The sequence below is a fragment of the Tepidimonas sp. genome (genome assembly GCF_036825565.1).
Taxonomy (GTDB): domain Bacteria; phylum Pseudomonadota; class Gammaproteobacteria; order Burkholderiales; family Burkholderiaceae_C; genus Tepidimonas.
On the sequence record NZ_DAISXZ010000019.1, the window covers coordinates 1 to 23,799 of the forward strand.

At 70.9% G+C, this 23,799-nt stretch carries 22 protein-coding genes; 2 read left to right on the plus strand and 20 right to left on the minus strand.

From position 1 onward, the window contains the following. Nucleotides 1-43: 43 nt before the first annotated feature. On the plus strand, nt 44-772 hold the full coding sequence (gene mtgA / locus V7026_RS04340; protein WP_334154090.1) for a monofunctional biosynthetic peptidoglycan transglycosylase: 729 nt from the start codon (nt 44-46) through the stop codon (nt 770-772). A 42-nt stretch (nt 773-814) separates the two neighbouring features. After that, the gene (ruvC, locus tag V7026_RS04345; protein ID WP_334154061.1) at nt 815-1,363 is read left to right on the plus strand and encodes a crossover junction endodeoxyribonuclease RuvC; all 549 of its coding nucleotides are present in this window, start codon (nt 815-817) and stop codon (nt 1,361-1,363) included. A 26-nt stretch (nt 1,364-1,389) separates the two neighbouring features. Here the strand turns inward: ruvC and V7026_RS04350 are convergent, their stop codons facing one another. From V7026_RS04350 to V7026_RS04445, 20 genes are all read right to left on the minus strand, one after another. Next, nucleotides 1,390-1,566 carry a hypothetical protein gene (locus V7026_RS04350; protein ID WP_334154062.1) on the minus strand — a complete coding sequence of 59 codons (177 nt, stop codon included), beginning with the start codon at nt 1,564-1,566 and terminating at the stop codon, nt 1,390-1,392. Nucleotides 1,567-1,587: 21 nt separating this feature from the next. Continuing rightward, a complete protein-coding gene (gene lpxC / locus V7026_RS04355; RefSeq protein WP_334154063.1) occupies nt 1,588-2,511 on the minus strand; it encodes a UDP-3-O-acyl-N-acetylglucosamine deacetylase in 924 nt (307 codons plus the stop codon). A gap of 23 nt (nt 2,512-2,534) precedes the next feature. Continuing rightward, nucleotides 2,535-3,785, minus strand: a complete 1,251-nt coding sequence (gene ftsZ / locus V7026_RS04360) for a cell division protein FtsZ (RefSeq protein WP_334154064.1) — start codon at nt 3,783-3,785, stop codon at nt 2,535-2,537. Between the two features lie 29 nt (nt 3,786-3,814). Beyond that, nucleotides 3,815-5,044 carry a cell division protein FtsA gene (gene ftsA, locus V7026_RS04365; protein WP_068610935.1) on the minus strand — a complete coding sequence of 410 codons (1,230 nt, stop codon included), beginning with the start codon at nt 5,042-5,044 and terminating at the stop codon, nt 3,815-3,817. Nucleotides 5,045-5,051: 7 nt separating this feature from the next. Beyond that, nucleotides 5,052-5,897 (minus strand): cell division protein FtsQ/DivIB, encoded by an 846-nt coding sequence (locus V7026_RS04370; protein ID WP_334154065.1) that lies wholly within the window; start codon nt 5,895-5,897, stop codon nt 5,052-5,054. Nucleotide 5,898: 1 nt separating this feature from the next. After that, a complete protein-coding gene (locus V7026_RS04375; protein WP_334154066.1) occupies nt 5,899-6,903 on the minus strand; it encodes a D-alanine--D-alanine ligase in 1,005 nt (334 codons plus the stop codon). Further along, nucleotides 6,900-8,333 carry a UDP-N-acetylmuramate--L-alanine ligase gene (murC, locus tag V7026_RS04380; RefSeq protein WP_334154067.1) on the minus strand — a complete coding sequence of 478 codons (1,434 nt, stop codon included), beginning with the start codon at nt 8,331-8,333 and terminating at the stop codon, nt 6,900-6,902. The genes V7026_RS04375 and murC overlap by 4 nt, the downstream gene beginning before the upstream one ends. Beyond that, nucleotides 8,330-9,415, minus strand: a complete 1,086-nt coding sequence (gene murG, locus V7026_RS04385; protein WP_334154068.1) for an undecaprenyldiphospho-muramoylpentapeptide beta-N-acetylglucosaminyltransferase — start codon at nt 9,413-9,415, stop codon at nt 8,330-8,332. Before murG ends, murC begins: the two co-directional genes overlap by 4 nt. Beyond that, complete coding sequence (ftsW, locus tag V7026_RS04390) at nt 9,412-10,704, minus strand: putative lipid II flippase FtsW (RefSeq protein WP_334154069.1); 1,293 nt, start codon at nt 10,702-10,704, stop codon at nt 9,412-9,414. Before ftsW ends, murG begins: the two co-directional genes overlap by 4 nt. Next, entirely contained in the window at nt 10,701-12,242 is a 1,542-nt protein-coding gene (locus tag V7026_RS04395) for a Mur ligase family protein (RefSeq protein WP_334154070.1), read from the minus strand. Before V7026_RS04395 ends, ftsW begins: the two co-directional genes overlap by 4 nt. A gap of 5 nt (nt 12,243-12,247) precedes the next feature. Next, nucleotides 12,248-13,426, minus strand: a complete 1,179-nt coding sequence (gene mraY / locus V7026_RS04400; protein WP_334154071.1) for a phospho-N-acetylmuramoyl-pentapeptide-transferase — start codon at nt 13,424-13,426, stop codon at nt 12,248-12,250. Further along, a complete protein-coding gene (locus V7026_RS04405; protein ID WP_334154072.1) occupies nt 13,416-14,873 on the minus strand; it encodes a UDP-N-acetylmuramoyl-tripeptide--D-alanyl-D-alanine ligase in 1,458 nt (485 codons plus the stop codon). The genes mraY and V7026_RS04405 overlap by 11 nt, the downstream gene beginning before the upstream one ends. After that, nucleotides 14,870-16,441: a UDP-N-acetylmuramoyl-L-alanyl-D-glutamate--2,6-diaminopimelate ligase gene (locus tag V7026_RS04410; RefSeq protein WP_334154073.1), complete on the minus strand. Its 1,572-nt coding sequence runs from the start codon at nt 16,439-16,441 to the stop codon at nt 14,870-14,872. Before V7026_RS04410 ends, V7026_RS04405 begins: the two co-directional genes overlap by 4 nt. After that, a complete protein-coding gene (locus V7026_RS04415) occupies nt 16,441-18,207 on the minus strand; it encodes a peptidoglycan D,D-transpeptidase FtsI family protein (protein ID WP_334154074.1) in 1,767 nt (588 codons plus the stop codon). Before V7026_RS04415 ends, V7026_RS04410 begins: the two co-directional genes overlap by 1 nt. Continuing rightward, nucleotides 18,204-18,497, minus strand: coding sequence for a cell division protein FtsL (gene ftsL / locus V7026_RS04420; RefSeq protein ID WP_334154075.1), 294 nt, complete (start codon nt 18,495-18,497; stop codon nt 18,204-18,206). The genes V7026_RS04415 and ftsL overlap by 4 nt, the downstream gene beginning before the upstream one ends. Then, nucleotides 18,494-19,468, minus strand: coding sequence for a 16S rRNA (cytosine(1402)-N(4))-methyltransferase RsmH (rsmH, locus tag V7026_RS04425; RefSeq protein WP_443082314.1), 975 nt, complete (start codon nt 19,466-19,468; stop codon nt 18,494-18,496). The genes ftsL and rsmH overlap by 4 nt, the downstream gene beginning before the upstream one ends. A 16-nt stretch (nt 19,469-19,484) precedes the next feature. Continuing rightward, nucleotides 19,485-19,913: a division/cell wall cluster transcriptional repressor MraZ gene (gene mraZ, locus V7026_RS04430; RefSeq protein WP_334154078.1), complete on the minus strand. Its 429-nt coding sequence runs from the start codon at nt 19,911-19,913 to the stop codon at nt 19,485-19,487. A 221-nt stretch (nt 19,914-20,134) separates the two neighbouring features. Then, nucleotides 20,135-21,454 carry an ATP-dependent protease ATPase subunit HslU gene (gene hslU, locus V7026_RS04435; RefSeq protein ID WP_334154079.1) on the minus strand — a complete coding sequence of 440 codons (1,320 nt, stop codon included), beginning with the start codon at nt 21,452-21,454 and terminating at the stop codon, nt 20,135-20,137. Further along, entirely contained in the window at nt 21,451-22,029 is a 579-nt protein-coding gene (gene hslV / locus V7026_RS04440) for an ATP-dependent protease subunit HslV (protein WP_334154080.1), read from the minus strand. The genes hslU and hslV overlap by 4 nt, the downstream gene beginning before the upstream one ends. A gap of 2 nt (nt 22,030-22,031) precedes the next feature. Continuing rightward, complete coding sequence (locus V7026_RS04445; RefSeq protein WP_334154081.1) at nt 22,032-23,780, minus strand: STAS domain-containing protein; 1,749 nt, start codon at nt 23,778-23,780, stop codon at nt 22,032-22,034. Nucleotides 23,781-23,799: the final 19 nt, after the last annotated feature.

A 23,799-nucleotide genomic window follows, 5' to 3' on the forward strand; every position in this document is an offset into this window, starting at 1 on the left:
GTCCCCCGCCCCGCACGCCGGCACCGCGGCACCCGTGCGCTGGCTGCGCGGCGCGCTGCGGGCCGCTGGGTGGATGCTGGTCACCGCCGTGCTGCTGCAAGGGGTGTTCGCGGTACGCATTGCGCTGATGGCGGTGGTGGACCCGCAAAGCACGGCCTTTCAGCGATCCGAAGCGTGGCGCTTGGCCAGCCAGGGCCACGGCCTGGAGGATTGGCGCCAGCGCTGGGTGCCGTACGAGGCCATCTCGCCCCACCTGCGGCGTGCCGTGGTGGCGTCGGAAGATGCCGGTTTCGTCGGCCATTTCGGCGTCGACTGGGCAGCCATCGAGGCGGCGCGGGCGCGCAACGAACGGCGGCTGGCCCAAATGGTGTCGCGCAGCGGCAACGGGCATGTGCGCCCCGCGCGGCTGGCCGGGGGGTCCACCATCACCCAGCAACTGGCGAAAAACCTGCTGCTCTCGGGTGAGCGCACCCTCTGGCGCAAGGGGCAGGAGCTGCTGCTGGCCTGGATGCTGGAGGCGTTGCTGGACAAGCGCCGCATCTTGGAGCTGTACCTGAATGCGGTCGAGTGGGGCGAGGGCGTTTTTGGCGCCGAGGCTGCAGCGCAGCGGTACTTTGGCAAACCCGCGGCCCGCCTGACACCGGCCGAGGCCGCCCGCCTAGCCGTCCTGCTGCCCGCGCCCAAGCTCTACGAACGGCGCCTGCAATCGGGTTACCTGAACAGCCGCACGCAGACCATCCTGGCGCGCATGGGGGCGGTGCAGGTCCCGTGATCCGACCATACCCGCCCCGGCCGCGCCGGTAAGATCGATGGCATGCGCATCCTCGGCATCGACCCCGGCCTGACGGCCACCGGCTTTGGCGTGGTGGACGTGGACGGCCCGCACATGCGCTATGTGGCCAGCGGCACCATCCGCACCAGCCCCGACGACGGCGCGCTGCTGCCCCAGCGCCTGAAGGTGCTGTTCGACGGCATCGGCGAGGTGGTGCAACGCTATCAGCCGACCGTGGCGGCACTGGAGATCGTGTTCGTCAACGTCAACCCGCAGGCCACCCTGATCCTGGGACAGGCGCGCGGGTGCTGCCTGACGGCCCTGGTGGCCAACGACCTGCCCGTGGCGGAGTACACCGCCTTACAGCTCAAAAAGGCCGTGGTCGGCTACGGCAAGGCCCAAAAAAGCCAGGTCCAGGAGATGGTGCGCCGCCTGCTCGACCTGCCGGGCCTGCCTGGCAAAGACGCCGCCGATGCGCTGGGCCTGTGCATCACCCATGCGCAGGTGGCGCGCACCACGCAGGCCATCGGCAAGGTGACTGCGTTGCGGGCACGCACGCATGCGGCGTACAAGGACGGCCGCAGCTATTGAGGAGGGGCAAGGAAGGGGCGGCGGCGCTAGCCGATGCGGCTGAGGATCAGCACCCCGAAGAAGGCCAGCGCGGCAATCACGGTCCATTTCAGAATCACGATGCCCCAGCGCAGAAAGTGCTTGCGCCCGGTGCCCAGGTAGAACGCCAAACACAGCGCACTGGCGCCGAGCAGCGCAAACATCAGGAAGCGAAACAGGAACACGGCGCGCTGCCCGTCGCACGGTCACCGGGCCAGGGCCAGCCGCGCAAAGCCCTGCGGGGCCCGCGCGTCGTCTTCGAAGGTGACGATCTCGTAGGCGTCTGGCTGCGCGAGCAGCGCGCGCAACAACTGGTTGTTGAGCGCATGCCCCGACCGGTAGGCGCTGTAGGCGGCCAGCAGCGGCCGCCCCACCAAATATAGGTCGCCCATGGCGTCCAGAATCTTGTGTTTGGCGAACTCGTCGTCGTAGCGCAGGCCGTCGGCGTTGAGCACCTTAACGTCGTCGAGTACGATGGCGTTGTCCAGCCCGCCACCCAGCGCCAGCCCCTGGGAGCGCATGTGCTCCACGTCGCGCGTGAAGCCGAAGGTGCGGGCGCGCGCAATCTCGCGTGCGTACTGACCACTGCCCAGATCGAACTCCACACACTGGCCGGTGGCGCTGACCGCTGGGTGGTCGAACTCGATCTCGAAGCGCAGCTTGAAGCCGTGGTAGGGCTCCAGGCGGGCCCATTTGAGGGCGCGGCCCTCGCCCTCGCGCACCTCGACCGGGCGCGCGACCTGCAGAAAACGCCGCGGCGCGCGCTGGGTCTCGATCCCGGCGCTTTGCAGCAAATAGACGAAGGATGCCGCCGAGCCGTCAAGGATGGGGACTTCCTCGGCGGTGATGTCGATGATCAGGTTGTCGATGCCCAGCCCCGCACACGCGCTCATCAGATGCTCGACGGTGTGCACCCGCACGCCGTTGCGCGACAGGGTGGAGGCCAGCCGCGTATCGGACACGGCTGCAGCACTGACGGGGATGTCGACCGGATCGGCCAGATCGACACGGCGAAAGACGATGCCCGTATCGGGCGCCGCCGGGCGCAGCGTGAGCTCGACCCGTTCGCCGCTGTGCAGGCCCACGCCCACGGCGCGCGTCAGGGTCTTGAGGGTGCGTTGCGCAATCATGGGGTGGAATTGTAGACGCGGGGTCAGTCGGCCTGCTTGCGCAGGAACGCCGGGATCTCGAAGTCGTCCATGCCGCTGGAGGCCAGCGCCTCCACGCGCGAGGCGGCGCTGCCCGGGTTGTTGCGGCCGTTGAGCCACACGCGCGGAACATTGGGGTGCAGGCCGGCCCCGCCGGCGCCGGCCGTGGGGCTGGCCGCGGCACCGGCGCCCCCCACCGGCTGGTTGAGCGTCGGAATGAAGGGCATGTTGTCGGTGCCGGTGCGCAGGCCCTGCTGCGGCTGAGACTGCACCACCGTCAGCGGCTGGCGTTGGCCGTTGCGGTTCAGTCCCGTGGCCACCACGGTCACGCGCAGCGCATCGCCCAGCGACTCGTCGTAGGCGGTGCCGTAGATGACGTGCGCATCGGGGGCAGCGAAGGCCCGGATGGTGTTCATGGCCAGCTTGGACTCGGACAGCTTCAGCGAGCCCTTGGCCGCGCTGATCAATACCAGCACACCCTTGGCGCCGCGCATGTCCACGCCCTCGAGCAGCGGGCAGGCCACGGCCTGCTCGGCGGCGATGCGCGCACGGTCGGGGCCGCTGGCCACGGCGGTGCCCATCATGGCCTTGCCTGGCTCGCCCATCACGGTGCGCACGTCCTCGAAGTCCACGTTGACCAGTGCCTCGACGTTGATGATCTCGGCGATGCCGCCCACGGCGTTTTTCAGCACGTCGTTGGCGGCGGCAAAGGCCTCGTCCTGCGTGACGTCCTCGCCCAACTCCTCGTGCAGCTTGTCGTTCAGCACGACGATCAGCGAATCGACGCTCTGCTCCAGCTCGGACAGGCCCTCCTCGGCATTCGCCATGCGGCGTCCGCCTTCCCAATCGAAGGGCTTGGTCACCACGCCCACGGTCAGGATGCCCATCTCCCTGGCCATCTTGGCGATGACCGGGGCCGCGCCAGTGCCGGTACCGCCGCCCATGCCGGCGGTGATGAACAGCATGTGCGCGCCCTCGATGGACTCGCGGATGTCGGCTTCGGCCATCAGCGCCGCCTCGCGGCCCTTGTCGGGCTTGCTGCCCGCGCCCAACCCCGTACGGCCGAGCTGGATCAGCCGATGCGCCGACGAGCGCGCCAGCGCCTGCGCGTCGGTGTTGGCGCAGATGAATTCCACGCCCTGCACGCGGCTCTGGATCATGTGCTCGACGGCGTTGCTGCCGCCGCCGCCGACGCCGATCACCTTGATCTGCGTGCCCCGGTTGAACTCTTCGACCTCGATCATTTCGATGCTCATGGAACGCTCCTTGCCTAACCTCGGGAATCTCAGAAATTGCCGACGAACCACTCTTTGACGCGGGTCAGCAGGCCCCCGACCGAGCCTGCCTTTTGCGCCACTTTCTGCCCGCGCAGGCGCGCCAGGCGCGCCTCCTCGAGCAAACCCATCACCGTGGCCGCGCGCGGCTGCGCGACCATGTCGCCCAAGGCGCCGGCGTACTTGGGCACGCCGCGCCGCACGGGCTTGAGAAAAATGTCCTCGCCCAGCTCGACCATGCCGGGCATGACGGCGCTGCCGCCGGTCAGCACGATGCCGCTGGACAGCAGCTCCTCGCAGCCGGATTCGCGGATGACCTGCTGCACCAGCGCGAAGATCTCTTCCACCCGCGGCTCGATGACGCCCGCGAGCGCCTGACGGCTCAAAAGGCGCGGGCCGCGGTCGCCGATGCCCGGCACCTCGACCTGCTGGTCCGGGTCGGCCAGCAGTTGCTTGGCGCAGCCGCTGTCCACCTTGATGTCCTCGGCGTCCTTGGTGGGCGTGCGCAACGCCATGGCGATGTCGTTTGTGATCAGGTCGCCGGCGATCGGGATGGCCGCCGTGTGGCGGATCGCGCCGCCGGCAAAGATGGCCACGTCGGTGGTGCCGGCACCGATATCCACCAGCGCCACGCCCAGTTCTTTCTCGTCCTCGGTCAGCACCGCCTGCGCCGCGGCCAGCGGGTTGAGCATGAGCTGGTCCACCTCCAGCCCGCAGCGGCGCACGCACTTCAGGATGTTCTCCGCGGCGCTCTGCGCGCCGGTGACGATGTGCACCTTGGCCTCCAGGCGCACACCGCTCATGCCAATCGGCTCCTTGACCTCCTGGCCGTCGATGATGAACTCCTGCGGCTCCACCAGCAGCAGACGCTGGTCGGTGGAGATGTTGATCGCCTTGGCCGTCTCGATCACCCGCGCCACGTCCGCGGGGCTGACCTCGCGGTCCTTGATCGCCACCATGCCCTGCGAGTTGATGCCGCGGATGTGGCTGCCGGTGATGCCGGTATAGACGCGGGCGATGCGGCAGTCGGCCATCAGCTCCGCCTCTTTGAGCGCCTGTTGGATGCTGGCCACCGTCGCGTCGATGTTGACGACCACGCCGCGCTTGAGGCCGCTGCTGGGCGCCACGCCCAGCCCGGCGAGCTTGAGGTCGCCGCCGGGCATGACCTCGGCGACGACCGCCATGATCTTGGCGGTGCCGATGTCGAGTCCGACCACGATGTCCTTGTATTCCTTGGCCATGATGCGTTCAGCGGGAGGGGTTGCGAGACGGAGACGACGCGCGCGGGGCGGCGGTCGGGGCCGCCGTGCGCTTGCCTGCCGGCGCGTCGGGTTGGGTGGTCACGCCGCGCAGTTGCAACGCGTAACCGTTGGGGTAGCGCAAATCGGCGCTGACGATGTCGCGCGGCCCGTAGCGGGCGCGCAGCGCTGCCTGTGTGGTGACGAAGCGCTGCAGACGCGCCAGCGCCTCGGCGTCGCCGCGGCCCAACTCGATCGGGGCCCCGCTGTCGAGCGTCAGCCGCCAACTGCCCCGGCTGGAGAGCTCCAGCCGACCGATGTCGCGGCCTAGACGCGCGACCAGGGGCTGCAGCCGGCGGTACATTGACACCACCGCCTCGGCTTCGCCGGCCGGGCCATGCAGCGTGCTCCAGTGGTCGGCCGCGGGGTCGTCGGGGTCGGCCTCGAACACCTCGCCGCGCACGCTGACCAGACGCCCGCCCCCCGGTTCGCCCCACCACGCCAGCGGCTCGTGCTCGCGCAGGGTCACGCGCAAGCGGTTGGGAAACTGCCGCTCCACCACGGCCTCGCGCACCCAGGGCAGGGTCTCGAAGCGCTCGCGCGCCGCCGCCAAATCCAAGGTCAGGAAGGTGCCGCGCAGGTGCGGCACGACCAGCGCCCGCACGGTCACCGCGTTCTGGTGCTCGACCTCGCCACGCAGCACGATGCCCTGCAACGTCCACAGCGGATGCCGCGCCGCCCACACCAACCCCGCCACGACCACGGCCAGGCCCGCGAGCGCAAACAGCGCCGCGGCGACGGCGTTCATCACACGCACGTCGGCCGGCAGGGGCAGAGGGGCGGCGCGGGTGGCCATGTCAGCGCTCCCCTCCTCGGCCGGCGGGGGCGGGCAGCGGGTTGTCCAACGCGGCGTCCGCCAGCAGGCGCAGGCACAGCGCGTCGTAGTCCAGCCCCGCCGCCCGGGCCGACATCGGCACCAGCGAATGCCCGGTCATGCCCGGCGAGGTGTTGATCTCCAGCAGATACGGCCGGCGCGTCGCGGCGTCGATCATCACATCGGCGCGTGCCCAGCCGCGACAGCCCAGCGTCCGGTACGCCGCCAGTACCAGGGCCTGGATGGCCGCCTCCTCACCCGCGGGCAGGTCGCAGGGCACGATGTAGCGCGTGTCGTCGCTGAAGTATTTGTTCTGGTAGTCGTAATTGCCGCCCGGCGCGACGATGTGGATGACCGGCAGCGCCTGCGCCGCGGCCCCGCTGCCCAGCACCGGGCAGGTCACCTCGTCCCCGGCGATGAACTGCTCGCACAACACCTCGGGGTCGTGGTGGGCCGCGAGCCGGTAGGCCTCGGCGCACTGCTCGCGCGCGGTCACCTTGGTCAGCCCGATCGTGGACCCCTCTCGCGCGGGTTTCACGATCATCGGCGCGCCCAGGGCGTCGAAGGCGGCCTGTGTTTCCTCCACGCTGGCGACTTGGCGCCAGTCAGGGGTGGGCAGGCCTTCCGCGCGCCAGATGCGCTTGGTCATCACCTTGTCCATGGCCACGCTGGACGCCAGCACCCCCGAACCGGTGTAGGGGATGCCCATCAGCTCCAGCGCGCCCTGCACGGTCCCGTCCTCGCCGAAGCGGCCATGCAGCGCGATGAAGGCGCGCGCAAACCCTTCGCTCGCCAGCGCCCACAGCGGCCGCTCGGCGGGGTCGAAGGGGTGGGCACCGACACCCGCGCGGCGCAGCGCGGCCAGCACACCGCTACCGGACATCAGCGAGACCTCGCGCTCGGCCGAATGGCCGCCCATGAGCACCGCCACCTTGCCCAGCACGCGCGGGTCCACAGCCACGGGGCGCAGAATCGGCACCGCGGTCATGCCCCCACCTCCTCGGTGGACGGGACCGCGGGCGCGACCGCCAGCGCCACCACACGGGCGGCCACCGTGCCAATCGAACCCGCGCCCATGCACAGCACGACGTCGCCGTCGCGTGCACTGTCCAGGATGGCGCGCGGCAGATCGGCCACGTCGGCCACGAACAGGGGTTCCACCCGCCCCGCGACGCGCAGCGCCCGCGCCAGGCTGCGGCCGTCGGCCGCGACGATGGGCGCTTCGCCCGCGGCATAGACGTCGGTCAACAACACCGCATCTGCCTGGCCGAGCACGCGCACGAAGTCCTCGAAGCAATCGCGCGTGCGGCTGTAGCGGTGGGGCTGAAAGGCCAACACCAGCCGGCGCCCGGGGAAGGCCCCGCGCGCCGCGGCCATGGTGGCAGCCATTTCCGCCGGGTGGTGGCCGTAGTCGTCGATGACGGTGGCCGTACCGCCCGTGGGCAGCGGCACCTCGCCATAGGGCTGGAAGCGCCGGCCGACCCCTTTGAACTCCGCCAGCGCCTGCAGCACGGCCGTGTCAGGGATGCCCAGCTCGACCGCCACGGCCATCGCCGCCAGCGCGTTGCGCACATTGTGCTCCCCCGGCAGGTTGAGCACGACCTCCAGATCCGGCAGCGCCACGCCGTTGCGCCGCTGCACGCGAAAATGCATTTGCGCGCCGATCGCGCGCACGTCCAGGGCGCGCACCTGGGCGTCCTCGCTCAGGCCATACGGTGTGATCGGACGCTGGATGGCCGGCAGCAGCGCGCGCACGTGCGGGTCGTCGATGCAGACCACGGCTGCGCCGTAGAACGGCATGCGATGCAAAAAGTCCACGAAGGCCTGCTGCAGCCGGCCGAAGTCGTGGCCATAGGTGTCCATGTGGTCGGCGTCGATGTTGGTCACGACCGCCATCACGGGCAGCAGATTCAGGAACGAGGCATCGGACTCGTCCGCCTCGACGACGATGTATTCGCCCTGCCCCAGCCGCGCGTGCGCCCCGGCGCTGTTGAGCCGCCCGCCGATGACGAAGGTCGGATCCAGCCCGGCGGCGGCCAGAACGCTGGCGACCAGGCTGGTGGTGGTGGTCTTGCCGTGGGTACCGGCGATGGCAATACCCTTCTTCATGCGCATCAGCTCGGCCAGCATGACGGCGCGCGGCACCACCGGCAGCAGACGCGCCTGGGCGGCCAACACCTCGGGGTTGTCGGGCTTGACCGCCGTCGAGACGACGACGCAGTCGGCACCGGCAATGTGCGCCGCGTCGTGGCCGAGCAGCACCCGCGCGCCGAGCTGGCGCAGGCGCTCGGTGGCGGTGCTGTCGGCCAGATCGGAGCCGGAGACGGTGTAGCCCAGGGTGAGCAGCACCTCGGCGATGCCGCTCATGCCGGCGCCGCCGATGCCGACGAAGTGGATGTGACGAATCGCGTGTTTCATGATGGGGTGCGGGGGCTCGGTCGGGCCAGCGCGGTGCAGGCGCGCACCATGGCATCGACCGCCTCGGTCTTGCGCTGGGCATGGGCGCGCTCGGCCCGCTGGCACAGGTCGGCACGGGTCAGGCTGCGCAGCCAGTCGGCCAGCCACTCGGGGGTCAGCTCGGCCTGTGGGCGCAGCCACGCCGCGCCCTGGTCGACCAGAAAACGCGCATTGGTGGTCTGGTGATCGTCCACCGCGTGCGGGAACGGCACGAACAGCGCCGCCGCCCCGACCGCGGCGATCTCGGTGACGGTGCTGGCACCGGCGCGGGCGATGATCACATCCGCCTCGGCAAAGGCCGCGGCCGTGTCGTCGATAAAGGCCACGCACTCCGCCTCGACCCCAGCCTGGGCATAGGCCGCGCGCAGCGCCTCCAGGTGGCGCTCGCCGCTTTGGTGCCGCACCTGCGGCCGTTGCGCGGCCGGCAGGCGGGCCAGCGCCTGCGGCACCGTCTCGTTGAGGGCCTGCGCACCCAGGCTGCCGCCCACCACCAGCAGGCGCAGCGGCCCATGGCGACCGGCAAAGCGCTGCGCCGGCGCGGGTTGCTGCACAAACGCAGCGCGCAAGGGGTTGCCGATCCACTCGCCCTGGGGCAGCACCTTCGGAAAGGCGCAAAACACCCGGTCCGCCACCTGGGCGAGCACGCGGTTGGCCAGCCCCGCCACCGAATTCTGCTCGTGCAACACGAGCGGCCGGCCCGCCAACACCCCCATTAGCCCGCCGGGGAAGGTGATGTACCCGCCCAGGCCCACCACCACGTCCGGCCGCACGCGGCGCACCACACGCCACGCCTGCCAGAACGCGCGCAACAGGCGCAGCGGCAGCAGCGCCAGCGTCAGCGGCCCTTTGCCGCGCACGCCGCCAAAGGCCACCGCCTCGAACGCAAAGCCGCGCGGCGGCACCAATCGGGCCTCCATGCCACCGGGCGCGCCCAGCCAGTGCACGCGCCAGCCCTCGGCGCGCAGGGCCTCGGCCACCGCCAGCCCGGGAAAGATGTGCCCGCCGGTACCACCGGCCATCACGAGCGCGCAGGGCTGCGTCATGCGCGACCTCCGTGCATCAAGGCCTTGTTCTCCCAGTCCACGCGCAGCACGAACGCGACCGCCACCAGGTTCATCAGGATGGCCGATCCACCGTAGCTCATGAACGGCAGCGTCAGACCCTTGGTCGGCAGCGCGCCCAAGTTGACGCCGATGTTGATGAAGGCCTGAAAGCCGATCCACAGCCCCACGCCCTGCACCGCCAGCCCGGCGAACACCTGGTCCAACGCGATGGCCTGACGGCCGATCTGCATCATGCGGCGGGTCAGCCACATGAACAGTGCGATGAGCGACAGCACGCCCACGAAGCCGAACTCCTCGCCGATGACGGCAAGCAAAAAGTCGGTGTGCGCCTCCGGCAACCAGTGCAGCTTTTCCACGCTGGCGCCCAGCCCGACACCGAACCACTCGCCGCGGCCCAGGGCGATCAGCGCGTGCGTGAGCTGATAGCCCTTGCCCAGCGCGTGCTGCTCGCTCCACGGGTCCAGGTAGGCAAAGATGCGCTCGCGCCGCCACTCGTTGGTCAGCACCACCATCGTAAACGCCGCCGCCACCACCAGTGCGATCAGGAAGAACATGCGCGCGTTGACCCCCCCCAGGAACAGGATGCCCATGGCGATGACGGCGATCACCATGAAGGCACCCATGTCCGGCTCGGCCAGCAGCAGCACGCCGACCAGCCCGACCGCCATGGCGATGGGCCAGACGGCGCGGAAGAACTTCTCCTTCACCTCCATGCGCCGCACCATGTAGCCGGCGGCATAGAGCAGCACGGCAAGCTTGGCCAGCTCGGACGGCTGGAAGTTCATCACCCCGAGCGGAATCCAGCGCCGCGCCCCGTTGACCCCCTTGCCAATGAAGGGCACGAGCACGATGACGAGCAGCGCGATCGCCACCACAAATAGCGGGTTGGCCAGCGTCTGCCAACGGCTCGTTGGGACCTGGAATGCGATTACACCGGCCACCGCGCCGATGCCGATCGCCAGCGCATGCCGCAGCACGAAGTGGTACGGGCTGTAACTGGCAAAACGGGGGTTGTCCGGCAACGCGACCGAGGCCGAGTACACCATCACCAGCCCCCAAGACAGCAGCGCCACCACCACCCACAGCAGTGGCTGGTCGATGCCACTGGCGCTGGCCGCCGGCGCGGGCGATCGGGTCCAGTCCCGGCGCATCAGCCGCACCGGGATCTCGCCACCCGCGGCGGCAGCCGCCCGCGGGCCCGAGCGGCCCTGGGGCAACAGCGCGGCCACGGCGGCCAGCCAACGGTGCCAGCGCTCGCGTGCGTTCATGCGGGCGTGCCCTCCTCGTGCTGCAGCGCGCGCACGGTCTCGACGAACACCTGGGCGCGGTGCGCATAGTCGCGAAACATGTCCAGGCTGGCGCAGGCGGGCGACAGCAACACCGCATCCCCTGCCTGCGCCTGCGCAGCGCACCAGCGCACCGCCGCCGGCAGATCGTCGAAGCGCGCACGCAACACCCCGGTGTCGGCCAGCGCCGCCTCGATCGCCGCGGCGTCGCGGCCGATCAACGCCACCGCGCGGGCGTGGCGGGCAACAGCCGCCGCCAGCGGGCGGAAGTCCTGCCCCTTGCCATCGCCACCCAGAATCACCAGCAGGCGGCGCTGCGCCCCCAGGCCCTCGATGGCGGCCAGCGTCGCGCCCACATTGGTGCCTTTGCTGTCGTCGATGTATTCCACGTCGCCGACGATGGCCACCGACTCCACCCGGTGCGGCTCGCCGCGGTAGTCGCGCAGCGCATGCAGCAGCGGCGCGAGCGGCGCGCCCGCCGCTGTCGCCAGCGCCAGGGCAGCCAGCGCATTGGTGGCGTTGTGGCGTCCCTGGATGCGCAACGCCTCAGCCGGCATCAGGCGCTGGACGTGCAGCTCGGCATCGGCAGCGCGCGGACGGCGCGATCCGGCCTCGTCGTCCGGCAGGGCCCGCACCAGCCAAGTCATACCGTTGACCGTCTCCAGCCCCCATTCCCCGGGGCGGGTGGGCACGCCCGTGCCGAAGCTGGTCCACGCCCGCCCCAGCGCGGGGCGTCCGCGCGCCCCCCCGACGGGAGGCTCGGGCGGCTGCCACGCGGCCACGATGGGGTCGTCGCGGTTGAGCACCATCAGCCCCTGGGTGCCAAAGATCCGCGCCTTGGCGGCCGCATACGCCGCCATGGTGCCGTGCCAGTCGAGGTGGTCCTGCGTCACGTTGAGCACGGTCGCCGCGGTCGGCTCGAAGCCCTCCACGCCATCGAGCTGAAAGCTCGACAGCTCCAGCACCCAGGCACGCGGCAGCGCCTGCGCGGCCAGCCGCTCGGCCAGCGTGTCGAGCAGGGACGGGCCGATGTTGCCGGCCACCGCGACATCCCAGCCCGCGGCACGCAGCAGGTGCCCGGTCAGGGCAGCGGTGGTTGTCTTGCCGTTGGTGCCGGTCACGGCCAGCACGGCCGGCCGGTAGGCTTGCGTCTCGGCCAGCGCCCGCAGCGCACCGGCAAACAGACCCAGCTCGCCCAGCACCGGCACGCCCGCGGCGGTGGCGGCCGCGGCCAGGGCCGCCATCTGCGCGGGGGCGATGCCGGGGCTGCGCACCACCATCGCCCACGGCGCGCGGGTGAACAGGTCGGCGTCGAACGCCACCCCTGTCCACAGCCGGCTCCCCGGTGCCGCCTCGGCCAGGGCCGCGGCCTGGGGCGGTGCCGGGCGGGTGTCCGCCACGCTCACCCGGGCGCCGGCGGCGTGCAGCCAGCGCGCCACCGCCAAGCCGGTGGCGCCCAGCCCGAGCACGAACACGTCGCGCTCTCGCACACCGGGCAGCCAATCGTGGGTCCAGGGCATGGGGTTCACCGCAGTTTGAGCGTGGACAGGCCGATCAGGCACAGCAGCATGGTGATGATCCAGAAGCGCACCACCACCTGGGTCTCGCGCCAGCCGGACTTCTCGAAGTGGTGGTGCAGCGGCGCCATCTTCAGCAGGCGACGGCCCTCGCCATAGCGGCGCTTGGTGTACTTGAACCAGCCCACCTGCAGCATCACGGACAGCGCCTCGACGACGAAAATGCCGCCCATGATGGCCAGCACGATCTCCTGCCGCACGATGACGGCGATGGTGCCCAGCGCCCCGCCCAGGGCCAGCGCCCCCACGTCCCCCATGAAGACCTGCGCCGGATAGGCGTTGAACCACAGGAACGCCAGCCCCGCGCCGGCCATGGCGGCGCAAAACACCAGCACCTCGCCCGCGCCGGGGATGAAGGGCACGAGCAGATAGCGCGCAAAGACGGCGTTGCCCGTCACATAGGCAAACACCCCGAGCGCCGAGCCCACCATCACCACCGGCATGATGGCCAGCCCGTCCAGGCCATCGGTCAGATTGACCGCGTTGCTCGCACCCACGATGACCAGATAGGTCAGGAGGACGAAACCCGTCACGCCCAGGGGATAGCTGATCTCCTTGAAAAAGGGCACCATCAGGCCCGCCTGCTGCGGCAGATCGATGGTGAAGCCGGAGCGGATCCAGTCGGTGAACAGCGCCCACACGCCGGCGTTCGACCCCTCCGAGATGGCGAACACCAGATAGAACGCCGCCACCAGCCCGATGACGGACTGCCATAAGTACTTCTCGCGCGAGCGCATCCCCTCGGGGTCCTTGCGCACCACCTTGCGCCAGTCGTCCACCCAGCCGATCGCCCCCATGGCCCAGGTGACGGCCAGCACGGCCCAGACGAAGCGGTTCGACCACTCGAACCACAGCAGCGTCGAGACCGTGATGGCAAACAGGATCAGCACCCCGCCCATGGTCGGGGTGCCGCTCTTGCTCAGGTGGGCCTGCACGCCGTAGGCGCGCACCGGCTGGCCGATCTTGAGCGCGGTCAGGCGCCGGATGAACCACGGCCCGGCCGCCACGCCGACCAGCAAGGCGGTCATCGCGGCCATCACGGCGCGAAAGGTCAGGTACTGGAAGACGCGCAGGAAACCCAGCTCGGGCCAGACGCCCTGCAGCCACTGCGCCAGACTAGGCAACATGCGTCGAGCCCTCCCCATCCGTGGCGCGCGCCAGCGCCTCGCAGGCGGCGACCACCCGCTCCATGCGCATGAAGCGCGACCCCTTGACCAGCAGACTGCCCCCGCCGGCCGGCACGGCCGCGGGCAAGGCGGCCAGCAGCGCCTCCACCGAGGCGAAATGCCGCACCGGCGACGGCGCGGTGGAGTGGGTGGCGGACACGGCGGCCGCCGCGCGCCCCATCCAGTCGCCCGCCAGCCAGATGCGGTCGATGCCGCGTGCGAGCGCGTGGCGCAGCACCTCGTCATGGAAGGCCAGCGCCTGGTCGCCCACCTCGCCCATGTCGCCCAGCAGCAGCCAGCGCGGCCCGGGCAGTTCGGCCAGCACATCGACGGCCGCGCGCACCGAGTCCGGGTTGGCGTTGTAGCTGTCGTCCACCACGGTCCAGGCGGCGCCCGCCAGCCGCAGCGACTGGGTGCGGCAGCGGCCCGTCACGGGCTCGAAGGCGGCCAGCCCCGCCGCGATCGCGTCCAGCGCCACCCCGGCCGCCAGCGCGCAGGCCGTGGCCGCCAGGGCGTTGCGCACATGGTGGCGGCCGGCAATGCGCAGCCGGGTGTCGAATGCCCCGGCCGGCGTCGTCACGCGCAGCGCCCAGGCCCCGTCCACCCAGTCCGCCTGCGCGGACACGTCGGCCCCCGCCGCACCAAAGGTCAGCGTCGCGCGGCCCGCCGCCAGCGTGCGCCACAGCGGCGTGAACGGATCGTCCGCCGGGAACACCGCGGTGCCCTCGGCCGGCAAAGCGGCCAGCACGGCGCCGTTTTCGCGCGCCACGGCCTCCACGCTGGCCATGAATTCCTGGTGTTCGCGCTGGGCGTTGTTGACCAGGGCCACCGTGGGGCGGGCCAGCGCGGCCAGCTGGGCGATCTCGCCTGGGTGATTCATGCCCAGCTCCACCACTGCCAGCCGGTGCATGGGGCGCAGGCGCAGCAGCGTCAGCGGCACACCGATGTCGTTGTTCAAATTGCCCTGGGTGGCCAGGGCCGCCTCGCCGACCGCCGCGCGCAAAATGGCCGCGGTCATCTGCGTGACGGTGGTTTTGCCGTTGCTGCCGGTGACGGCGATGAGCGGGGCATGCCAGCGGGCGCGCCACGCCGCGGCCAACTGACCCAGGGCCAGGCGGCTGTCCGGCACCTCCACCCCGGGCAGCCCGGCCGCGGCCAAGCCCCGCTGCGCCACCGCCCCGATGGCGCCGGCTGCGGCCGCCTGCGGCAAAAAGTCGCGCGCGTCGAAGCGCTCGCCGCGCAGCGCGACGAACAGATCGCCCGCTTGCAGGGTGCGGGTGTCGGTGTGCACCCGCTGCGGCGCCAGCACCTCCACGTCGCCGACGGCGCGGGCGCCCGGCAAAGCGGCCAGCAGGGCCCCCAGGCCATCCATCGGTAAGCGCTCCAGCGGTGTCCGGGGGGCCGTCATGCGTTTGCCTCCCGGCGCCGACGCAATGCGGCGCGCGCGTGATCGAGATCGGAAAACGGCCGGCGCACGCCGGCGATCTCCTGGTAGTCCTCATGCCCTTTGCCAGCCAGCAGCACCACGTCACGGGCCTGAGCCTCGCGCACGGCGCGATCGATGGCGGCAGCCCGATCGGGCTCGACCCAAGCACGCGCCGGCGCCGCCAACCCGGCCTGCATCTGGGCCAGGATCTGCAACGGGTCCTCGCTGCGCGGGTTGTCGCTGGTCAGCACCACGCGGTCGGCCCCCTGCTCGGCAGCGGCGGCCATGAGCGGGCGCTTGCCGGGGTCGCGGTCACCCCCGCAGCCGAGCACACACCACAGTCGCCCGCCCCGGCGCGCGGCCAGGGGGCGCAGCGCCTGCAGCGCCTTGTCCACCGCATCCGGCGTATGGGCGTAATCGACCAGCACCAGCGGCAGACCGTCCGCGGGACCGTCGGCCGCTCCCCACGCCGACTGCATGCGGCCGGGCACGGGGGTCAGCCCGTGGCTGGCGCCCACGATGGCCGACCACGGCAGCCCGCTGCTGCGCAACACCGCCATGGCGGCCAGCAGATTGCCCAGGTTGTAGTCCCCCACCACCGGCCATTCGAACGTGGTGTGGGTGGCGCCTTCGGCGACCGTGAAACGGGCCCCGTTGGGCAACCATTCGCGCGTCAGCAGGCGCAGGCGGGCGTCCGTCGCCGCCGGGCCGGTGGCATAGGTCCAGAGGTCCAGCCCCCCATCCGCCGGACGCGCGGCCAGCGCCTGCGCCAACTCCCGCCCGTAGGGGTCGTCCACGCACACGACCGCCACCTGCAGGCCCGGCCAGTCGAACAGGCGCCGCTTGGCGGCCCAATAGGCCTCCATGGTGCCGTGGTAGTCCAGGTGGTCCTGCGTCAGGTTGGTGAAGATGGCCGTGTGGACACGGGCACCGTCCAGCCGCCCTTCCTCGATGCCGATGGAGGACGCCTCCAGCACCACCGCCCGCAGGCCATCGTCAGCAAAGGCGCGCAGCGCGCGCTGCAGCGTCACGGGATCGGGGGTGGTCAAGCCGGTCGGCACCAGGGCCGCGCCCGGCCGACCGATGCCCAGCGTGCCGATCAGGCCCGCCCCCACGCCGGCCGCCTGCAGCCACTGTGCCGTCCACCATGCGGTGGAGGTCTTGCCGTTGGTCCCGGTCACGGCGATCAGGTCCAGCGCGCGGCTGGGGGCATGCCAGAACGCGCTGGCCAGCGGCCCCGCCGCCGCGCGCAGGCCGGCATAGGCGGCCACCCGTGACGCGCTGGAGGGGGCATCGGCCGGGGCAAGGTCGAAAGCCGCATCGGGGTGAGCGCTCAGCCAGCCGGCCAGCCCCTGCGCCTCCACGACGGCGGCCACAGCGCCGGCCTCGAGGGCCGCGCGCACGAAGCGCCGGGCATCGGCCGCCGCGCCCGGCCATGCGACGAACGCATCGCCGGGGCGGACCTGGCGGCTGTCCGCGCACAACCCGGTGGCGCCGCGCGCGCGCAGCCACGCCAGCAGGGCGTCGAGGGTAGCGCAGGACGGCGCCATCAGACCGGCTCCTCCTCGATCACGTCGGCGACGATCTGCGGCTGCACCCGCATGTCGGGCGGCACGCCGAGCAGGCGCAGCGTCTGCTGCGCCACGTCCGAAAACACCGGCGCGGCCACCGCCCCGCCGTAGATGACGCCGTTGCCCGGCTCGTCCACCATCACGGCGATGACCACCCGCGGCTGATCCACCGGTGCCAGCCCGACGAAAAAGCTGCGGTATTTGCGCGCCGCGTAGCCCTTGCCCTCCTGCTTGCGGGCGGTGCCGGTCTTGCCGCCGACCGAGTAGCCGACCGTTTGCGCCAGTTGGGCGGTGCCCCCGGGCCCCGCGGCCATGTGCAGCATGCGCCGCACGGCCAAGGCATTGCGTTCGCTGAACACGCGCACGCCGTGCGCGGGCTGGTCGGTGCGCATCAGCGTGATCGGGACCAGCTCGCCATCGCGGGCAAACACCGTGTACGCCTGCGCCAGTTGCAACAGCGACACCGACAGGCCGTAGCCGTAGCTCATGGTCGCCTGCTCGATGGGCCGCCACGTCTTGTAGGCGCGCAGGCGGCCGCTGGTCGCACCGGGAAAGGGCACCTGCGGCTTGTGCCCGAAGCCCGCGCGCGTGTAGGCCTCCCACATGTCGCGCGGCTGCATCTGCATCGCCATCTTGACGGTGCCGACATTGCTGGACTTCTGGATCACCTCGTTGACGGTCAGCACGCCGTACGCATGCACGTCCGAGATGGTGAACCCGCCCATCTGCAGCCGGCCCGGGGCGGTCTGGATCGGCGTCTCTGGGGTGACCAACCCCTTGTCGAGGGCCAGCGCGGCGATGAAGGGCTTCATGGTCGAGCCCGGCTCGAAGCTGTCGGTCAGCGCCCGGTTGCGCAGCTGCTCGCCGGTCAGGTTGCGGCGATCGTTGGGGTTGTAGCTGGGGTAGTTGGCCAGCGCCAGCACCTCGCCGCTCACCGCATCCAGCACCACCGCGCTGCCGCCGCGCGCGTTGTGCTGCTGCACCGCCTCCGCCAGGCGCTGGTAAGCAAAAAACTGGATCTTGCCGTCGATGGAAAGCTGCAAGTCCTTGCCATCCACCGGCGGCAAGATGTCGCGCACATCCTCGACGATGCGGCCCAGGCGGTCCTTGATGACCCGGCGCGACCCGGGGCGGCCGAGCAGTTCGCGCTCGAACGCCAGCTCCACCCCCTCCTGGCCCCGGTCCTCCACGTTGGTGAAGCCGACCACGTGCGCGACGGCCTCGCCCTGGGGATACTGCCGCTTGTACTCCTTGCGCAGGTACAGACCCTTGATACCCAGCGCCTGCACCTGGCGCGCCACGGGTTCGTCCACCTGGCGCTTGATCCAGACGAAGTTCTTCTCACCCACGTCCAGCCGGCGCTGCAGCTCGGCCAGCGGCATGCCCAGCAGCCGCGCGGCGTCGCGCAGCCCGGGGTGGTTGCGATCCACGTCCTCGGGGTCGGCCCAGACGCTTTGCGCCACCACGCTGGTGGCCAGGATCATGCCGTTGCGGTCCAGAATGCGCCCGCGGCTGGCCGGCAGCTCCAGCGTGCGCGCGTAGCGGACCTCGCCCTGGCGCTGAAAGAAATCGTTGCCGATCACCTGCACATAGGCCGCGCGCGCCGCCAACCCGACGAAGGCGAGCGCCAGCATCCCGACGATGAAGCGGCTGCGCCAGACCGGCGTCGCGCTGGTCAACAGCGGGCTGCTGCCGTATGGGATGCTGCGCGCGGACACGGGCGCGGTGGCGAGCCGGCGACTCATGGGCGACCCCCCGGAGCGACCTCGGTCGACGACATGGCCACATACTCGGTGATGCCGGGGTGGGCCGGGCGCATCTGCAACTGGCGCTGGGCGATCTGCTGCACCCGCGACGGGGCGGCCTGGGCGCGCTGCTGGGCAACCAGGCGCTCGTGCTCGGCCGCCAACCGGCTGGCCTGCGCCCGCGCGCGCTCGTTGGCCACATACAGCCGCCGCGATTCGTATTGCAACGTCACCAAATAGAAGCTGCTGGCCAGCAAAGCCAGCAGGAGGGCGAGGCTCAGGCGCGTCATGCCCGCCGCCTCCCGACCGATCCAGCAGCCCCTGCACGCCCCACGGCGCCCGCAGCCAGCGGGGCGGGGGTGCGGGTCGCGGCACGCATCACCGCGCTGCGCGCACGCGGGTTGGCCTCCACCTCGGCCGCGCCGGGCATGGTGCGCGAGACGTGCGCGAGCAGGGGCGGCGGCGGCTCGACCATCGGTGCGCGCCGGTCCACGGCCGGCCGGGCGTGCCGGGCCATGAACTGCTTGACCATCCGGTCCTCCAGCGAATGGAAGCTGATCACCACCAGCCGCCCACCCGGGCGCAGCACGCTCAGACTGGCGCCGAGCGCTTGTTGCAGCTCTTCAAGCTCGGCGTTGACGTGAATCCGAACAGCCTGAAATGTGCGCGTTGCAGGGTCCTTGCCCGGCTCGCGGGTTTTGACCGCGCCAGCCACGATTTCGGCCAGCTCGGCGGTGGTTCGAACAGCCCCCCGTTCCTGTCGGCGACGATCAATCGCCTTTGCAATCGATGCAGCAAACCGCTCTTCGCCGTAGTCACGAATCACCTCCGTCATCTCGGCCACCGAAGCCGTGGCCAGCCACTCGGCAGCGCTCGTGCCGCGCGTGGGGTCCATGCGCATGTCCAGCGGGCCGTCGTGGCGGAAGGAAAAGCCGCGCGCCGGATCGTCCAGCTGCGGCGAGCTGACCCCCAGATCCATAAGCAGCCCGTCCGCGCTGGCCGGCGGCAGCGTGCCCAGGGCCGCAAAGCCCTCATGCCGCACCGCCACGCGCGCGTCCTGCGCCGCCAGCGCCTGCGCCACGGCGATGGCCTGGGGGTCTTTGTCGAACACCGTCAGGCGCCCCGCCGGCGACAGACGCGCCAGGATCGCGCGGCTGTGGCCGCCGCGACCGAAGGTGGCGTCGATGTAGTGACCGTCCGGTTGGATCTGAAGGGCCTCGACCGCTTCGCTCAACAGGACGGTGCGATGGGGGTAGGTCATCTGCACCGCCCTGCCCTCAGAAAGAAAAGTCCTGGAAGGCCTCGGGCATCTCGCCGCGCATCGCCTCGGCCTCCTGGGCCGCGTAGGTGGCCGCGTCCCACAGCTCGAAGTGGTTACCCATGCCGAGCAGCATGGCCTCCTTGGTGATGCTGGCGGCGGCGCGCAGCTCGGGGGCGATCAGCACGCGGCCCTGGGCGTCCATCTCCACGTCCTGCGCATTGCCCAAAAAGATGCGTTTCCACCACTGGGCTGACATCGGCAACTGCGCGATGCGCTGGCGAAACGCCTCCCACTCCGGGCGCGGAAAGATCATCAAACAGCCGTGCGGATGCTTGGTGATGGTGAGCTGGCCCCCTGCGGTCGCGCTCAGGACGTCACGGTGCCGGGTCGGCACCGAGAGCCGGCCTTTGGCATCGAGACTGAGGGACGAGGCGCCTTGGAACACGGGTCAAATCCGGCTGATGGGAACCACTTTTCACCACTTTTTTGCACTTGTTCCCACTGTAGCACCAAAAGCCGGCGCACCACAAGCCAGTCGTCGCCTTTTTTCTTGTGAAATCAAAGACTTAAGGCCGATTTGCAGGGCAAATCGGCCTTCAAAAGACACACAAAATCAAGCGTTTGCAAAACAGCTTGAAAGCGGCACCTGAGGAGTAAAGCCCCCCCTCAAAGGATGAAGCGCGACAGATCCTCGTTGCGCGCCAGCGCCGCCAGCCGCTCGTCCACGTAGGCCACGCCGATCGTGACGGTCTGCCCCGTGCGGCGGGACGCTTCGAAGCTCACCTCGTCGAGCAGATGCTCCATCACCGTGGCCAGGCGGCGCGCGCCGATGTTCTCGGTGCGCTCGTTGACCTCCCAGGCGATGGCGGCGATGCGGCGAATGCCGTCGTCGGTGAAGACGAGCGTCACCCCCTCGGTGGCCAGCAGCGCCTGGTACTGGCGCACCAGGCTGGCATGCGTCTGCGTCAGAATCGCCTCGAAGTCCTGCACCGACAGCGGCTGCAACTCCACCCGGATCGGAAAGCGCCCCTGCAGCTCCGGGATCAGGTCGCTGGGCTTGCTGAGGTGAAACGCCCCGCTGGCGATGAACAGGATGTGATCGGTCTTGACCGGGCCATATTTGGTGGAGACCGTGGTGCCCTCCACCAGCGGCAGCAGGTCACGCTGCACGCCCTGGCGCGAGACGTCGGCGCCGGCCACGTCGCTGCGCGAGGCGACCTTGTCGATCTCGTCGATGAAGACGATGCCGTTTTGCTCCAGGTTCTGGATCGCCTCGGCGCGGATCTCCTCCTCGTTGACGAGCTTGGCGGCTTCCTCTTCGACGAGCAGGCGGCGCGCCTCGGCGATGCGCAGCTTGCACGTCTTGCGCTGACCGAGGTTGAGCTGGCCGAACAGGCCACGCAACTGCTCGGCCACTTCCTCCATGCCCGCCGGGGTCATCACCTCCAAATGCGGCTGCGGCGCGGCGACGTCGATCTCGACCTCCTTGTCGTCGAGCTGCCCCTCGCGCAGCTTTTTGCGGAACACCTGGCGCGCGGGCCCGTCGCGGCCGGCGTCACCGTCGCGCGGCGGCGGCAGCAGCGCGTCCAGGATGCGCTCCTCGGCCACGTCCTCGGCGCGCGTGCGCACACGCGCCATCGCCGCCTCGCGCGTCTGCTTGACGGCCACGTCCGCCAGGTCGCGGATGATGCTGTCGACATCCTTGCCGACGTAGCCGACCTCGGTGAACTTGGTCGCCTCGACCTTGATGAACGGCGCGTTGGCCAGCTTGGCCAGCCGGCGCGCGATCTCGGTCTTGCCGACCCCGGTTGGGCCGATCATCAGGATGTTCTTCGGCGTGATCTCGGGCCGCAGCTTCGCGTCCACCTGCTGGCGGCGCCAGCGGTTGCGCAGCGCGATGGCCACCGCGCGCTTGGCGGCCTGCTGGCCGATGATGTGGGCGTCCAGCTCGGAGACGATCTCCTGCGGCGTCATCGCGGCACTCATGCCAGCACCTCCACGGTGTGGTGTTGGTTGGTGTAGATGCACAGGTCCCCGGCGATGCGCAGCGCCTCGCGCACCACGGCCTCGGCCGGCAGCGCCGTGTGCTCCAGCAGCGCGCGCGCCGCGGCCTGGGCATAGGCGCCGCCGGAGCCGATCGCCACGATCCCGTGCTCCGGCTCCAGCACGTCGCCGTTGCCGGTGATGACGAGGCTGGCGCTGCGGTCGGCCACCGCCAGCATCGCCTCCAGCCGACGCAGCACGCGGTCGGTGCGCCAGTCGCGCGTCAGCTCCACCGCGGCGCGCAGCAGGTGGCCCTGGTGCTTTTCCAGTTTGGCCTCGAAGCGCTCGAACAGCGTGAAGGCATCGGCGGTGGCGCCGGCAAAACCGGCCAGCACCTGGTCACGGTGCAGGCGGCGGATCTTGCGCGCGCTGGCCTTGACGACGACGGCGCCGAGCGTGACCTGGCCGTCGCCGCCCATGGCGACCTGCATCCGCGCCGGATCGGCCGGATCGGGGCGGCGCACGCAGACAATCGTGGTGCCGTGAAAGACGGCACCGGCAGAGGATTCTCGTTCCATGGTCAGTATTGTCGCAGCCGGACGGTGGCGACCTCGTCGATCCCCACCACATGAAACAACGCGGCCAGCAGGTGGTTGACGCCGTCCAGCTCGACCCGCACGCCCCGCCCGCGCGCGGCCAGCAGCCACTGCAGCAAAGCACCGGCAGCCGCAAAATCGACGCGCTGCAGCCGCCGTGCGTCGATGACGAGCACGCGGCTCAGGGGCGACACCGCACCCTCCACCGGTACTTCCGCCCGGGGCGCCACATCTTCCACGGCAGCGTCGAGCGCCTGGAGCGCTTGCGCCATGTCGCCCTGCAAAACGCCTTCCAGGCAGACGGCCGGCCCCGCCTCGCCCGTCTGGGTCTGGATCGACCAGCCCGCCATTTGGGTCGGTACGGCGGGGAACTCGGACTCGCCAGCCGTCACCGAGCTGACGACCACGGGCCATGCCAGCATCGATTCGGCGGGCGCGGGCTCGGGCGGCACCTCGGCGGGGGACGCGGCTGGGGGCGCGGCGGCCGTTGGCGGCTCGGGCAACGCCTCGGCCGGCTCGACGTGGGCCACCGGGTCGTGCCACGTAGGCGGCACCTCGCCGTAGGTGACGCAGTAGTCCAGCGCGACCAGATCGAATTCGTCGCGCCGCCCCATCAGGCGCAGCGCCGCCAGGCGCAAGCGCCACCACACAGCGGGGTTCTCCCGCCGCCCGGACGGGGTACTGGCCTTCAAGCGCCTCCGCAACACCGCGCCGCCCCGCCAGCGCATCGTCAGGGGCCGATCGGCCCAGCGCTCGAACAGGGCGGCCAGACGTGCGGCGGCATCGGCTTCGGCCGACAGCAAGTCCGACCAGTCGAGCCAGGGAGCCCCGTTGCTGCGCTCGGCCAGCGCCGCCAGCGCCGTCACCGCTGCCGCATCCAGCAACGGCGGACAGACCCAGGTGTGCCAGGCGGCGGTCGTTGCGGTCCCCGACGTGCCCCCCGATGGGGCCTCGGCGGGCGGCCGCATCACCGGCCAGCGTGGGACCGGCTGCCGAAAACGCTCCGCCCATTCGGCGGCCCATTCCTCGAAACCCTCCACGTCGCCGGCGGCCCACAGCACCTCCAGCAGCATCCGACCGGCCAGGCGGGCCAGCGGCGTACGCACCTCCTGGGCCTGCACGGTCTCCAACACCTGCCGCGCCTCGTCCAGCCGGCCGTTGGCAAAACGGACGGCCGCTTCGGTGAGGGCGGGATGGGTGAGCAGCACCTCCGGCGCGGGCGCCTGCGCGGACGGCTCGGCGGTCAGCAGATCAATGCTCATGCCAAAGCCATCGGCGCGCGCCTGCAGATGGCGGCTGACGATAGGGCCGGCGGACGCGGGCGCCGGCGCGCCGATGCGCAGACCCGAGGATTCGGCTGCGCGCGGCGTCCAGTGCCGCCCCATCTGCGCCTCGATGCGCGCGATCTGCTCGATGGTGCGGGACTTGTCCGGCCCGCGCCGGGGCCACCCGCTGCGCGCGCCAGCGACGCCGGGCAGGCTGGGCGGGCTGGCCTGCTGCGATTCCGCCGGCGCGGCGGCAGCGCGCCGGGCGCGAATCCGCGCCCGCAGTTCGTTGAGTTCGTTGTGGCGCACCCGGTCGTTGCGGCGCTTGCGCAGGATGGCCGCTTTCAGAGCGCGCCGCTCCTCGTCCAGGCCGCGAACGGCGCCGTCCCCCGATGCATTGGCGCGCAACCGCCGCCAGATTCGGCTCCACCAGCCGCCGCTGTCCGGGGGATTCGGCGGGGCGGACATGGTGGCGGATGGGGGAGAA